Genomic DNA, 14,272 nt, shown 5'->3' on the forward strand with positions numbered 1-14,272 from the left:
GTTTCGGCTCCCGGGCACACCACGGGAGTCCGGGCACACCGCTGGATCGCTCCACCTCGAAAGGCGTACCGATGGCTCACAAACCCAGTGTGCTGTTCGTCTGTGTACACAACGCGGCCCGATCGCAGATGGCCGCCGGGTTTCTGGACGCACTCGCCGGTGACCGTCTGGAGGCGCGTTCGGCGGGCGTCGACCCGGCCGACGCCCTCGACCCGACCGTCGTCGCCGTCATGGCCGAGGTCGGCATCGATCTGTCCGACCACACCCCGCGCAGGCTCACCGACGAGGCCGTCGGCATCTCCGATGTGGTCGTCACCATCGGCTGCGGCGACGCCTGCCCGTACTTCCCCGGCATCAGCTACCGCGACTGGATGCTGCCCGATCCGCAGGGCGAATCCATCGAGGTGGTCCGCGGCATCCGCGACCGCATCCGCATCCTCGGCGAGAATCTGATCGGCGAACTACTCCCCTCGAACGCCCACTGATCGGGGCCGCGCCGAGGCCGAGAAGCGACGTCCGATTCGTTCAAGACCGAGGGCGCGGGCGCGTCCTACGGTGAGAACATGACCCCGCAACTGGACTTCCTCGGCATCATCACCTCCGACATGGCCGCCGCGCTGGCCTTCTATCGCAAGCTCGGGCTCGAGTTCCCCGCCGACGCCGAGGAGCAGCCCCACGTCGAAGCCACACTTCCCGGCGGCTTCCGGCTCGCTTTCGACACCGAGGACACCGTGCGCTCGTTCCATCCCGAGTGGCGCCCGCCCACCGGCGGCGGCCGGATCGGCTTGGCGTTCCGGTGCGCCGACGCCGCCGAGGTGGACTCCGTGTACGCCGAACTCGTCGACGCGGGATACACCGGCGAGCTGAAACCCTGGAACGCGGTCTGGGGCCAGCGCTACGCGACCGTCGTCGATCCGGACGGCAACGGGGTCGATCTCTACGCGCCGCTGGACTGAGCGCCGCTGAATCGGGCGCCCTCATCCCTGGTCCGCCCAGCGGCGCATCGCGGTGGTCGGTGGCGTCCGGCCGGGGCGACGCGTTGCGGGCACCGATCGGCACAACGACATGCGCGAGCGGCGCGGAGGCGGATCTCGACCCGTCGGCCGAGCTCCATCCGCCCTGAGCACGCAGACGACGTGGACTCGCGCCCGGAGGTAGATCTCGACGGTTGAGCAGTGTCGAGATCAGCCGTATCGAGCCGGGCCTCGGATCGAGCGCGACGGAATGCCGATCAGCGCGCCGGGCGGGCGGCCTGCCAGCAGGGTCACCTCACGGGTGAAGTGCGCCTGGTCGGCGTAGCCCGCGTGCGCGGCGGCGAGGGCGAGCGACATCCCGCTCCGGGCCGCCGCCAACGCACGGTGCATGCGCAGGATGCGCGCCAGCGTCTTCGGCCCGTAACCGAACGCGGCGAGCGAACGTCGGTGAAGCGCACGGGCACCGATTCCGGCGGCATCGGCGGTGGCGGCAACCGACGCGCCTGCCTGCAGCGCCGCGACGACCAGGCGCGGCAGCGGATCGAGCGCACCGAACTCGGCAGCACGGCGCAAGACGACGGCTTCCAGTGCGGCGGCCGGGTCGGACGCGACGTCGACCTCCACGGTGAGTGCGCGCACCCGCGCGACGGGCCACAGATCGGTCAGCTCCACCCGGCGGTCGCGTAGTTCGTGGGCGGGCACGCCGAGCAGTTCCGGGGCGGTGCCGGGATACAAGCGCAGCCCGGCGAACCTGGTGCCCGGCGCGGCGTCGGGTCGATACGGGCCGGTGTCCGGTCCGGCCACCAGCAGGGTGCCCTCGCGCCACAGCAGGTCGATCGACCCGTCGGGCAGGACGGGCGAGCTGTCGCCGGACTCGACGGTGCGAGTCCAGACCACCGCCCCGTCGAGCCGCGACGGCCACTCGCGATAAGCGCCCGCAGGTTCGACCACGGCCCGACCCTAACCCCGGCCACCGACAACACACCTCGGGGCCACCTCACCGTGGTGATGGCAGCACCGCGCCCGGACTACCTGGACCGATCAGCAGATCTATCGCCGCACCGACACAATTCGCATTCGGTGCGCATCCGATCACGCGGACATGCCGTCGCCGACGGCCACGCGAAAAGCGCTCGAGTCCCCGGTGCGCGCGCTGCGATGCGCGGACGCTGCCGCGGCAACGGCCCGCACCGGCTGCCGCAGCGCCGTCGGAACGCCGTCGGCGATGACAGAATCGGCCGATGGCAGACGAACTGACCTACGACGACATCGACGCCGCCGCCACGCGCATCGCCGGGCTCGTGCGCCCGATCACCGTCGCCCGTGCCGAACCCGGCGGCGATGTGTGGCTGGCCCTCGAATTCCTGCAGCACACCGGCTCGTTCAAGGCACGAGGGGCGGCGAATTTCGTGGAGGCGCAGCATGCCTCGGGCGCGTTTCCCACGGCGGGCGTGACCATCGCCTCGGGCGGGAACGCCGGCCTGGCCTGCGCGTGGGCAGCGGCCCGCCGGGGTGCGCCCGCGACGGTCTTCCTGCCCGCCACCGCACCGGCGGTCAAGGTGGAGCGCCTGCACGGCTATGGCGCACAGGTGCGACTGGAGGGTACGGAATACGCCCAGGCACTCGCCGCCAGCCGGGCTTTCGCCGCCGAGACCGGCGCGCTGGAGTCGCATGCCTACGACCACCCGCTGATCGTCGCGGGCGCGGGCACGCTGCTCATCGAAATACGGCAGGCGCTACCGGATCTCGACACGATCGTGGTGGCGGCCGGGGGCGGCGGGCTGTTCGCCGGGATCGCCACCGCGGCCGCGCGGCACGGAATACGCACCGTCGCGGTCGAACCCGTGCACTGCCGGGCGCTGAACGCCGCACTCGAGACGGGATATCCGGTGGAAGTGGAGGTCGATTCGATCGCCGCCGATTCCCTGGGCGCCCGCCGGGCCACCGCGATGGCGCTGACCGCGGCTCGGCTCGGCGACGCGGTGTCGATACTGGTCACCGACGAGCAGATCGTCGCCGCCCGGCGTGGGTTGTGGGAGGAGCGGCGGATCGCGGTCGAGTACGCCGCCGCCACCGCACTGGCCGGGCTCCGGTCCGGCGCCTATCGACCGGCCGTCGGGGAAAAGGTCTGTGTCGTGCTGTGCGGGGCCAATACCGACCCCGCGGACCTCAGCCCATGACAGCGTTCATGATGGTGCCCGCGCTGGTGGCGACGGTGCCGCCGAGCATGGCGCCGGCCACCATCTTCGGCGACTGCAGCGCGCCGCCGGTCCACTTCTCCCAGGCGAAGCGGCCACCGGCGAAAGTGATCGCGCTGACGCCGGACAGCAGCGTGAACCAGGTGAAATACCGGGTCATTTCGAGGATCTTGTCCGCCATCGGCGGTGCCTCCGGGGTCGGATTACCGACCTGGGCGAGAACCGTGCCGTAGATGTCGTGCGCCGCAGAGAGAACCGTGCTCACAGCCGTACCCCTCTTCGAAAGTCAGCATGCTCGAATACATACGGGATGAATGCCTAGCGGATATAACTGTGTCGCCGAGTACCACCGGCCGCGTTGCCTGCCCGGTCGTCGAACGCCGGGCCGGAGATCGGAATCGGTCGATCGCGCGAACCGCCGTCGAGCATGCTACTAGCAAACTCACCGAAATCTAGGGCACCACGACGAATCCGTGGCCGAGTGGTGATCTGTTCTCAGGGGACTCTCATGGCTACCGGGGCCGTCGTCTCAGGATCGCCGTGTTGACTCTTCGACGGCTGCCCCTCTCGGCTTCCTCTGGACCGGGCGGTAGGCAGCGCCAACTTCCCGCTTCGCGAGGCCGTCGACCAGATCAGGACGACACCGGCTGCGGCTCCCGCGTCTGCTCGGTCGCGGGCTGTGCCGCGGCCGGGGTGTGGGTCGATCGCCGGGAGGCGAGCACGAACAGCACGACCAGCAGCACGCTCAACCACACGTAGGTGTTGCCGACGAAATGCTGCGACCCCGTCCACTCCGATTCCCGTTCCTCGCCGTTGGGCAGCCAGTTCTGCGGCCCGTAGACGAACACCGCGGCCGTCACCACCGCGACCGCGCACGGCAGAACCGCCCGCCGCCACGGCATCCGCACCGCGTAGGCGACGACTGCGAACAGGGCCGGGGCGATCCACACCCAGTGGTGGGACCAGGAGATCGGCGAGACCAGCAGAGTGAACACGGCGTTGATCGCCAACGCGAGCGCGGGCAGCCCGGCCGCCCGGCGCATCGCCGTGATCACCAGGGCCAGCACCAGCGCACCCACCACCAGCCAGACCACCGTGAACGCGGGCTCGGGCACCTTCAGGCGGGCCAGCACGGCCTGGATCGACTGATTGGTGTGGAAGGCCGAGCCGCTGAGGCCGTCGACGTTCATGCCGCCGAACCAGTAGGTCATCGAGGCGTCGGGCAGGATCGCGAAGCTCAGCGCGGTCGCCACGGCGCCGGTGATCGCGGCGGTGACCGCCGCCTTGTAGTCCTTGCGGATCAGGAAGTACAGCACGAACGCCGCGGGCGTCAGCTTGACCGCCGCGGCGATGCCGACCAGCATGCCGCGCCGCCATTTCGGCTTCTCGGTCAGGCAGTCGGCGGCCACCAGCGCCATCAGCAGCAGGTTGACCTGACCGAAGTCGAGGGTCGCGTGGGTCGGCTCGAGCAGCATCGCGAGCGGGACCGCGCAGGCGGTCGCGAACAGGGCGGTGCGCCGCTGCTCCTCTCCCGGCCATACCCGGCGCGCCACCAGGTACAGCGTCAGCGTCAGCGCCGCCACGGAGGTGAGGAAGAAGGCGAAGGCGGCGATGTCCCAGGGCAGCAGCGCGAAGGGCGCGAGCACCAGTGCCGCGAACGGCGGATAGATGAACGGCAGCCCGATGCCTATGGTGGTCTGCGGTAGCTGGCCGTACATGTCGCCACCGTGCCGCAGGGCGTCGATACCGAGCCGGTAGACCTGCAGATCGATGAAGCCGCCGGTGATCTCCTCGAACGGCCACAGCGGCCTGGTCAGGCACACGGTGGAGAACACGACGAGCAGCAACGGCGCCAGCCATGCCGAACGCCTCGAGCGGCGGTTCGACGGCCTGGGCGCACTCTCGCGTACAGAACTACTCATCCGCGCCGACTATACGGACCTGTTCGGCTCGCTTCGGCAGCAGTCGCCAGATCCGCGCTGCTCAGGCAGTTTGCCGCTGGATAACAGGGCCGATCCGGCGAGATCTCCAGCCACACACGGGCCGCGGCGGCCGCCGTCGTGAACCGCTTCGTGTCACCGACATCCGCGATCCCCTCGGTCGCCTCCTCGGCCCGCTCGCCGACGCCGACCCGCATGTCATCGCACACCACACCGGACACGGCGCGTCGCGACCATCGAGTGATCCCGTTCCGTAGGAGATGCAGGAGCGCTCCCAGCCGGGTAGCTTCTCGTCTCGGGTCAGGTGACCTGATCGGGATTCGGAGTGGTGAGCAGTGCGGTCTGACGGAGTGCCGCGGCAGGTTCCGGCACGAGCGCGGACCGCGATGTCGCGGCGGGTTCGCTATGCGAACTTGTCGCGCGTATTGAGCGCCGCTGTGGAAGCCGACCCCGACAGCGTGCTGGTCACCCTCGGAGTCGACCGCCGCGAACTCGACAAGCGGTCGACACGGTGGGCACGCATCCTGCTCGCGCGCGGGATCGGGGCGCGCGATCTGGTGATCGTGTCGGTGTCGTCGCCGGTGGACGCGGTGACGGCGATGTGGGCGGTGGCCAAGGCCGGGGCGGCGTTCGGTCCCGGACTCCCGGAACTGCTCGCCCGCGCCCGCCTCGGCATCACCACCGCCCGCGACCTCGCCCACGAGCCCGCGGGCTCGATCTCCTGGCTGCTCATGGACGATCCGCGCCTGCGCGCCGAAGCCGAACGCCACCTCGGCGAGCCGATCGTGCAAGCCGAACGGGTGCGCCCGGTGACCGCCGAGGACCCGGCCTGGCTGTACACCCGCACCGGCGCGAACGGGGTCGAGATCGTCACCGTGAACCACGACGAGGTCGCGCACACGCTGCCCCCGCATGATGCCGTCCCGCCGGAACTCGACCTGTTCACACCGGCGGAACAGCAGGAGCACCCCGCCACCCGGCTGGTGCGACTGCTGTTGTCCTCCTGGCATTTCCGGCCCGCCCCGGCCGAGGTCCCCGACCCGCCGCAGACGCTGGCCGGTCTGTTCGACGCCGTGGTCGCCCGCCATCCCGACGCGATCGCGCTCAGCTCCGACACCGGCCGCTGGACCTATACCGAAATCGACGGGCGCGCGAATCGCCTGGCCCGCAGGCTGATCGCCCACGGCGTCGGCCCCGAGACGATCGCCGCGGTCCTGCTGCCGCGTGGCGTGGACCAGGTGGTTGCCCTGCTGGCGGTGGTCAAAGCGGGCGGGGCGTATCTGCCGATCGATCCCGCCTACCCGGCCGAACGCATCGCCTATCTGCTCGACGACGCACGGCCGGTATGCGCCCTCATCGACGGCACCGCGGAGATGCCGGTCAACCTGCCGACTCTCACCGTCGACGACGACACCGCTTTCCCGAGCGAACCGATCACCGATCAGGAGCGCCGCACCCCGCTACGTCCGGACCATCTCGCGTACGTCATCTACACCTCCGGCTCCACCGGCCGTCCCAAGGGCGTGCAGATCCCGCACCGCAATGTGCTCGCCCTGTTCGACAGCACCCGCGCGCTGTTCGATTTCGACCACACCGACGTGTGGACGATGTTCCACTCCTCCGCCTTCGACTTCTCGGTGTGGGAGATGTGGGGCGCGCTGCTGCACGGCGGCCGCCTGCACCTGGTCGACCTCGACACCGCCCGCTCCCCCGCCCGGTTGCGCGCCCTGCTCGGCGCCGAACAGGTCACCGTGCTCAACCAGACCCCGTCGGCCTTCCACCAGCTGTGCGCCGCCGACAGAGACATCGCAGGTGAACACGGTCACGAGCCGCTGTCCTTGCGCCACATCATCTTCGGCGGCGAGGCCCTGGACCAGCGCAGCCTCACCGATTGGTTCGACCGCCACGGCGAGGACTCCCCCCGCCTGGTGAACATGTACGGCACCACCGAGACCACCGTGCACGCCACCCATCACGCGCTGACCCGGTCCGGTCCGGGCGGTATCGGCACCGGCCTGCCCGGCCTGCGGGTGCTCGTCCTCGACCAGCGTCTACACCCGGTGCCTTTCGGCGTCACCGGTGAGATCTATCTGGCCGGTCTCCAGGTGGCCCGCGGCTACCACCATCGCCCCGACCTCACCGCGACCCGTTTCGTCGCCGACCCGCTGGGCGGGGGCGTCCGCCTCTACCGCACCGGCGACCTCGGCGCCTGGGGCCGCGACGGCACGCTGCGCTACCTCGGTCGCGCCGACGACCAGGTGCAGGTGCGCGGTTTCCGGGTCGAACTCGGCGAGGTCGAGGCCGCCGTGCTGGCCGCGCCCGGCGTACGGAGCGCGGCCGTGCTGGCCCGCGAGGATGTCGGCGGCACCCGGCAGCTGGTCGCCTACGTCACCGGCACCGACGATCACGCCGCCGTCCGCGACGCCGTCGCGAGAATCCTTCCGCACCACATGGTCCCGTCGTCGGTGGTACCCCTCGACACACTGCCGCTGACCGCCCACGGCAAACTCGACCGCGCCGCCCTACCCGCCCCCGTGGTCGCCACCGCCTACCGCGCCCCGCGCGACGAGGTGGAACACGCTGTCGCCGCCGCCTTCGCCGAGGTCCTCGGCCTGCCCCGGATCGGCGTCGACGACGACTTCTTCGCCCTCGGCGGCACCTCGCTGCGGATGTTCGGCCTGCAACGGGCCCTCGCCACCCGCCTCGACGCCGAGGTCCCGGTGACGACTCTGCTCGAAGCGGGCACCGTCGCCGAACTCGCCCGCCGCCTGCGCGAGAACCCGGCGCCGACCCGCACCGAAGGCCCGCTCGCCGACACCGCGCTCGATCCCGAGATCACTCCCGCCGGCCTGCTCGCACACCGCGGACCCGCCACCGACGTCCTGCTCACCGGCGCCACCGGTTTCCTGGGCGCCTACCTGCTGCGTGAACTCCTCGACCGCACCACCGCCCGCGTCTGGTGCCTGGTGCGCGCGGCGAGCGTCGAACACGGCATGGCCCGCATCCACACCACGCTCGAGAACTACCGACTGTGGGAGCCCGGCTTCGCGACCAGGATCATCGCCGTTCCCGGTGATCTCGCCGCTCCCGACCTCGGCCTGTCCGGGCCCGACCGCGCGCGCCTGGCCGAGCAGATCCACGTGATCTATCACAACGGCGCCCGTGTCAACCATCTCGAACCGTATGCCCGGCTGCGACAGGCCAATGTCGAGGGCACCAGGGAAGTCCTGCGCCTGGCCACCACCGCCCACGCCAAACCCGTCCACTTCGTCTCCACCACCGGCTCCGTCGTCGCGGCGGGCGAGACCACTCCCGTCACCGAGGACACCGCCCGCGCGGCAGCCGATCTCATCGACAGCGGCTACGTCATCAGCAAGTGGACCGCCGAGCAGCTGCTGTTCCAGGCCCGCGACCGCGGTCTGCCCGTGCGCGTCTACCGCCCCGGATTGATTTCCGGCGACCTGCAATTCGGCGCCCACAACCCCGACGACAGCTTCTGGAACATGATCCGCGCCGCCGCCCTCCTCGGCGCCGCGCCCGACGTGGTCGATGCCACCGTCTCTCTCACCCCCGTCACCTACGTGGCCCGCGCTCTCGTCGAGATCTCCCTGCGCGCCCCCCGCGCCACCGCCTTCCACCTCGTCAACCGCATCCCGGTGCCCGTAGCCGCGGTGCTCGACGCCCTGCGCCGCAACGGCTTCGACATCACCACCGCCGACCCCGCCGAGATCAGCGCCCGACTGCACCACGAAGCCCACCGCCGCGACGCCGCGGGCGACGACACCCTCGTCCGCGCCGCCCTGCTCAGCACCGGCTACACCGACGGCATCGCCACCCTCGACTTCGACGACACCAACACCCGAACCACCCTGCGCGGCACCGGCATCGCCTGCCCCGCCCTCACCCCCGCCGACCTCGACACCTACATCCGCGCCTTCCGCACCACCGGTTTCCTCCCCGCCCCCGACCCCGCGCCCTCCCGGCCGACCTTGTCGGGTTAGCGAACCGTCGCAGCGCCGGTTCCCTGTGATCGGAACCGGAGAGGGCAGTCGGCGGCGACGACATTCGATCGAATTGCGGACCCACCATTAGGCGATATACCGACGAATATCATCCGATACTCCACCGGGAAATCTTTCCAGAATTAATTTTCCACAGTTGACATTCAATGGTGAATAATTACATTCCGCCCGTCATGATTAGTGATTTCGGCCACAAAATCATGCGAACCGGTTATATTTCAAACATCGACTGATGCGGTTCGACATTCCGCCGGATCGTTGCTCGACATTCCCTGGAGATAGCCATGAGTTACACATCCACTCTTCTTCGCGCCGGCGTTCTCGTTCCGATCGCCGTCGCCACCGTGTTCAGTATGGCCGCACCCGCGAGTGCCGCCACCGTGAACGTGAACTGGAGCTGCCGGGGCACCGTCCTCGGCATCGGCCAGACCTCGAGCATGAGCACAACGGTCACCGGCACCGCGCCGAGTTCGGCGGCGTCGGGTTCCGCGGTGGCCATCACCCTCACCCCGGGCGCCTCGTCGGTTCCCAGTTCCGCTTCCGGCTTCACCGTGAACAACATCAGCAACCTGAAGATGACGTTCCCGACCCCGGCGAACTCGACACTGGTCTCGGCCACCGCCTCCGGCGGAAGCGTGGCAGGCACTGTCTCCACGTCGGGCGGGAATGTCGTCCTGACCGTACCGGGTCCGATCGCCGGCGGCACCAGCTTCACCCCGCCCGCGGTGACCATCAACGTCACCGCGGGCGCCGCCGGAACGCCCATCACCAGCAAGTACGCGGGGACGAGCTACAGCAACCCCGGCATGACCATGACGACCAACGTGTCCTTCGTCGGCAACGTCGCGACCTCGTGCTACCCGAACCCGTCACCGACTCTCACCACCACGACCGTGAGCTGAGCGCACGGACGTCACGACATCGCGACCGGTATCCGTATCGGAAGGGTGTGGTGAACATGCCTGGACCGGGTTGCGCCGGCAACCCGGTCCAGGTCTCACCCGAGCCGAGTGGGGCGACCACCATCCTCGACAGTGGTTGCGCTGTTTCGGTTTTGGTGTGATGACACCAATTCCGCGATGCGCAACATCACATCGGCGGAGGTGTCGTACAGTGCATGTCCTACACCGCGCACGGCCGCTTCGGCGGCCGGACCCTTGCACGCTTTCGTGATGTCGTCAGCCGCGGTACGGGCTGTCGGCCAATCGATCGACAGGAGCCCACATGCCCGCTCCGCTCATCCGGCGGCATTCGTCGAGGCCACCGAACTCCCCGACCCCTCGGACGGAATGGGGCGCTCGACGACCGAGCACACCCTGATCGTCGACTTCTGCTGAGCACATTCAACTTTCACATGATCGAGGGGAAAGCCTGTGTGCCCGAGAACAAGCGAACCCGCCCGGATCTCGGTCGAGCTCGAAAGGGCCCTGGAGTTCTATCACGGAACCGTCGAGGATCTGATTCGCGAATTGATCAGAGTACTGGGCCTGAACGAGACCGATCGGCGTGCGCTGGAGATCATCCTGCTCGAGGACGAGAAGTCCACGACGCCGGGAATGCTGGCCGAACGGCTCGGCCTCACCGCCGCCGGCGTCACGATCATGCTCAACCGGCTGGAGAAGCAGGGCTACATCGTCCGCTCGCTGCACCCGACCGATCGTCGTCGCGTGATCGTGATGGCCACCGAATTGGCCACCCATCGCGTCCGGGAACTCGTCTTCCCCATGATCGTCGAGCGCTACAAGATGTTGCTGAGATGGTACGACTCCGCCGAACGCGAAATAATCGCCGACTTCCTGACCCGCGCCGGTGAACTGCAACGAATGCACCGGCAGCGGCTGCGCGACGTGGCCCCCTACCCGCGCCCCTGAAATTCTGCCCCACTGAGCCGTGTCGAAGCGACAGGAATTCGAGGCGCCCCGGAACTCACTCACCGAACTCCGGTAAGGGTTCTCGGGTTCGCGCTGCCCGCGTACTGCCATTTCCGGTCGAACCGATCGGCATATCCCGAGGAGAAAGCAGTAGCCGGATGCGAACCATCGACAACAGCGAAGGCCGACCGGCAGCGCAGGACAACGACGCCGGGCCCGCGCCTCGGATTCTGTGCTGGTGCGGCCCGCCGGACGGTCGGTTCCGCCGACAGATGTCGCGGGCGGGTGTGGTGGCTGCGTTGGCGACCACGGCGATCGGGATAACGCTCCTGGTGCAGGCGGAGTGGAGCCCGCCGGTGCAGGCGCACGACCGGGAGTCGGTCTCGGGCCGGCTCACCATGCGGACTGTCGACTATCGCTCTGTCCAGAACCAGGCCGTCGTGCCGGACACCACCACGACCTCGGGCGCGCCGAGCGAGGTTCCTGTGCCGGGCTACGCCTCGGGCACCGACCCGGCTACCGATGCCGCAGGCGCCCAACCGGCCCCCGATTCCGGCCACCCCGAGACCGGCACGGACACTGCGACGGAACCGCCGACAGCCATGCCACCGGAGGTCTCGACGGATGCGTCGGTGAGCGCGAGTGTGTCCGTGTCGGCGAGCCTGTCGATCGAGTTCACGTTCGGCGTCCCGGTCCCGAGTACGGACACTTCCACCTCGGTATCCACGGTGACCGTCACCACGACTCCGTCGGTCACTACGACGGCCGACCCGAGCACAGTGACGGTGTCGCCGCAGAGCACCACGACAACAACCACTGCGGCTCCCGCGAGCACCACGACAACGACCACCGCGGCTCCCGCAAGCACCACGACAACGACCACGGCGCATCCTTCGAGCACCACAACAGCAGCAACGACGACCACGACGACGACCGAGCCTCCGAAGCCGACGCGTCCAACGACTCCGACGGTCGCACACCCACCGGTCACATCGACACCGCCGACGACAGCCGAATAGCCCCTGCCTCCAGCCACGGCGGTGGCTGCGGGGCGGAAGCGGGATCGGTCCACCGAAGCGGGTATCCCACCCGGCGCACCTGCGCCGCATCCCATTCCGGTGTCGGCGAGCACGGGTCTATCCATCCGAGCGCGTTCATCCCTGCCCTTCCCCTGGCGTTTGCCGACAAGCACCCGCCGCCGAGGACCGGCAGGGCGGCTGCGCCGGACGCTGGCCCTCGTACCGCTTGTCGGTTGGTGGCGGGTCGTCGTAGGCGGACGGCCAGAAGATCATCACCAGGACAACGGCGACCGGCAGCCCGACCGCGACGACGAGACCGAACTGAGCCCCGCTCACCGGCGAACCCCGCTCAACGGCGACCAACGGCCGAACGACGCTCGCGGCGCGGCGCATTCGACATCGGCGCTCGCCATCAGCCGGTCCAACGTCACAACGTCGATATGGGCCGACGACGACAACAGGACTACCTCGACACCGGCTGCCTCGACTTGCTCGACCAGCCCGAGCGCGGAAGCGGGGTCGCCCCACCGAAGCGGATACCCCAACCGGCGCGCCAACCGGCGCACCTGCGCCGCATCCCATTCCGGTGTCGGCGAGCACGGGTCGATCCATCCGAGCGCGTCCATCCCCTGCCCTTCATCCCCTGTCACTGGTAGGGCACCCGCCGCCGAGTACAGCCGTCCAGCCGAATGGCTCAACGCGATGGCTGGACAGTTGAGCGTGTCTCGGCGGCGGGGCCGAAGCCGAGACTAGGAGGCGCACGGTCGCTGTCCTGTCTCCAAAGGACAGGCCGCGCAGGCAAGATGCATCCCGTACCCTGAGGTGATATGGGGTTGCCTGAACGCGGAGGACCCGGCCAGATGGGCGAGGTCCCGCCGAATGAAGTCGGTCGCCGTATCCGGGAGATCCGGGCATGGCGGGGCCTGAGCCTCGAAACAGTCGCCGGTCTCGCTGGGATCTCCTATGGCTACCTCGGCCGCTTGGAGCGCGGCGAGCAAGCGCTCTCGCAACGACGCACTCTGGAAGCGCTGGCACATGCCCTGCGAGTGGCACCGTCAGAGTTCAACGGACAGCCTTGGGAAACGTCTGCAGGACAATCGGCGGCCGCTCACGCGGGCCTGATCGACATCGAGCACGCGCTCGAGAGATGCGAACTCGGCGAAGACCCCGGCGGAAGCATGCGGGAGTGGCCCGCGATAGACGCCGATATCGCTGTGGCACAGCAGTTGCGGGAAGGGACCGACTACTCGGCGGTGTGTGCTCTGGCACCCAAGCTGTTGATCGAACTCCATGCCGCGTACACGCGGCGACCAGACCTCCGTCGCGAGGTGCTGGTGGGCCTGATCCGGTGCTACTACGTGCTGGCCGAGACGACCAAGCGCCTCGGTGCGCGCGGACTACCGATCATGATCGTGAAGGCCGCGCAAGCGTGCGCTGAGGAACTCGAATCGCCGGCATGGCTCGGGTTCGCAGTGTGGCTTCGCGGCTCGATCTCCGGGTCGATGTCCCGCAGTCGGCAGTACGCGCGCGCGGTGGCTGCGGCCGAGCGCATCGCACCCCATCTCGATGACGACGAGGTCGCGCAGGCCTACGGGATGCTCAACCTGTCAGCGGCTCTGGCTGCAGCCGTGCAGGACGATCGCTCGACCGCCGACACCCACCTCGCCGAAGCCGCGGCGGTGGCCGAGCGCATGGACCATGAAATCGGCAGCTTCGGGCGGCTGTGGTTCGGGCGCACCAATGTGCATGTCTGGCGCGCGTCGATCGGCATCGAACTCGGCGACGGGGTGGCGGCGGTCGAGCACACGGCCGGTATCCCGGTCGACGCCATCCCTTCGGCATCCCGCCGCGCTCATTACTACGCTGAAGCGGCGCGGGTGCTCATGGCCGAACCTGCCTACCGGAGCAGGGGTCTCGATCTGCTCTTGAAAGCGGAAACCATCGCCCCGCTTCAGGTTCGTGGTGACTTCTTCGTTCGTGAGGCGGTGGCAGACCAGTTGCGCACGGCCCGCCGCGATGCCGGTGGTCGTAATCTGCGGGGCTTGGCCTGGCGGCTCGGGATCGCCCCCGAGCACGGTGCGCAGCCCCATTGACCGTTGCAGGTGCCCGATTCGGGTGGTTCTGCGGGTCGGGGTCCTCGCTCCTTCGGCCGGTCGGCCGAAGCAGTACAGGAAGCCACCGCCGACCTCGCGGTAAAGATATCCACGTCGAATGCCGTTTCCACCACGGCTGCACCTAGACGACGTTG

Annotated in this window: 13 protein-coding genes; 8 read left to right on the forward strand and 5 right to left on the reverse strand. The window is 69.0% G+C overall.

Annotated features, from left to right (window positions below; translation table 11 throughout):
* Positions 1-71: 71 nt before the first annotated feature.
* Positions 72-485 carry an arsenate reductase ArsC gene (locus IU449_RS10800; RefSeq protein WP_195001687.1) on the forward strand — a complete coding sequence of 138 codons (414 nt, stop codon included), beginning with the start codon at positions 72-74 and terminating at the stop codon, positions 483-485.
* 78 nt (positions 486-563) lie between these two features.
* Positions 564-956: a VOC family protein gene (locus IU449_RS10805; protein WP_195001688.1), complete on the forward strand. Its 393-nt coding sequence runs from the start codon at positions 564-566 to the stop codon at positions 954-956.
* 228 nt (positions 957-1,184) lie between these two features.
* Here the strand turns inward: IU449_RS10805 and IU449_RS10810 are convergent, their stop codons facing one another.
* A complete protein-coding gene (locus IU449_RS10810) occupies positions 1,185-1,925 on the reverse strand; it encodes a helix-turn-helix domain-containing protein (protein ID WP_195001689.1) in 741 nt (246 codons plus the stop codon).
* 290 nt (positions 1,926-2,215) lie between these two features.
* On the opposite strand from IU449_RS10810, the gene IU449_RS10815 reads away from it, so the two are divergent.
* Positions 2,216-3,154, forward strand: a complete 939-nt coding sequence (locus IU449_RS10815; RefSeq protein WP_195001690.1) for a serine/threonine dehydratase — start codon at positions 2,216-2,218, stop codon at positions 3,152-3,154.
* On the opposite strand, the gene IU449_RS10820 is transcribed toward IU449_RS10815, so the two are convergent.
* On the reverse strand, positions 3,144-3,437 hold the full coding sequence (locus IU449_RS10820; RefSeq protein ID WP_040797797.1) for a hypothetical protein: 294 nt from the start codon (positions 3,435-3,437) through the stop codon (positions 3,144-3,146). The two genes, IU449_RS10815 and IU449_RS10820, sit on opposite strands and share 11 nt — an antisense overlap.
* 367 nt (positions 3,438-3,804) lie before the next feature.
* Positions 3,805-5,094 (reverse strand): glycosyltransferase 87 family protein, encoded by a 1,290-nt coding sequence (locus IU449_RS10825; RefSeq protein WP_195001691.1) that lies wholly within the window; start codon positions 5,092-5,094, stop codon positions 3,805-3,807.
* A gap of 455 nt (positions 5,095-5,549) precedes the next feature.
* On the opposite strand from IU449_RS10825, the gene IU449_RS10830 reads away from it, so the two are divergent.
* From IU449_RS10830 to IU449_RS10845, 4 genes are all read left to right on the forward strand, one after another.
* Positions 5,550-9,113: an amino acid adenylation domain-containing protein gene (locus IU449_RS10830; protein ID WP_324188174.1), complete on the forward strand. Its 3,564-nt coding sequence runs from the start codon at positions 5,550-5,552 to the stop codon at positions 9,111-9,113.
* 305 nt (positions 9,114-9,418) lie between these two features.
* On the forward strand, positions 9,419-10,036 hold the full coding sequence (locus IU449_RS28980) for a hypothetical protein (protein ID WP_228803895.1): 618 nt from the start codon (positions 9,419-9,421) through the stop codon (positions 10,034-10,036).
* Between the two features lie 270 nt (positions 10,037-10,306).
* Positions 10,307-10,471, forward strand: coding sequence for a hypothetical protein (locus IU449_RS10840; RefSeq protein ID WP_195001693.1), 165 nt, complete (start codon positions 10,307-10,309; stop codon positions 10,469-10,471).
* Positions 10,472-10,603: 132 nt separating this feature from the next.
* On the forward strand, positions 10,604-11,005 hold the full coding sequence (locus tag IU449_RS10845; RefSeq protein WP_228803897.1) for a MarR family winged helix-turn-helix transcriptional regulator: 402 nt from the start codon (positions 10,604-10,606) through the stop codon (positions 11,003-11,005).
* 493 nt (positions 11,006-11,498) lie between these two features.
* Here IU449_RS10845 and IU449_RS10850 read toward each other — a convergent pair whose 3' ends face one another.
* Both IU449_RS10850 and IU449_RS10855 read right to left on the reverse strand, forming a co-directional pair.
* Positions 11,499-12,137 carry a hypothetical protein gene (locus IU449_RS10850; RefSeq protein ID WP_195001695.1) on the reverse strand — a complete coding sequence of 213 codons (639 nt, stop codon included), beginning with the start codon at positions 12,135-12,137 and terminating at the stop codon, positions 11,499-11,501.
* 219 nt (positions 12,138-12,356) lie between these two features.
* Positions 12,357-12,674, reverse strand: a complete 318-nt coding sequence (locus tag IU449_RS10855) for a hypothetical protein (RefSeq protein WP_324188175.1) — start codon at positions 12,672-12,674, stop codon at positions 12,357-12,359.
* Positions 12,675-12,884: 210 nt separating this feature from the next.
* Between IU449_RS10855 and IU449_RS10860 the strand changes: the two genes are divergently transcribed.
* The gene (locus IU449_RS10860; protein WP_195001696.1) at positions 12,885-14,117 is read left to right on the forward strand and encodes a helix-turn-helix domain-containing protein; all 1,233 of its coding nucleotides are present in this window, start codon (positions 12,885-12,887) and stop codon (positions 14,115-14,117) included.
* The last annotated feature ends 155 nt before the right edge of the window (positions 14,118-14,272 follow it).

It is taken from the genome of Nocardia higoensis (assembly GCF_015477835.1).
GTDB classification, from domain to species: domain Bacteria; phylum Actinomycetota; class Actinomycetes; order Mycobacteriales; family Mycobacteriaceae; genus Nocardia; species Nocardia higoensis_A.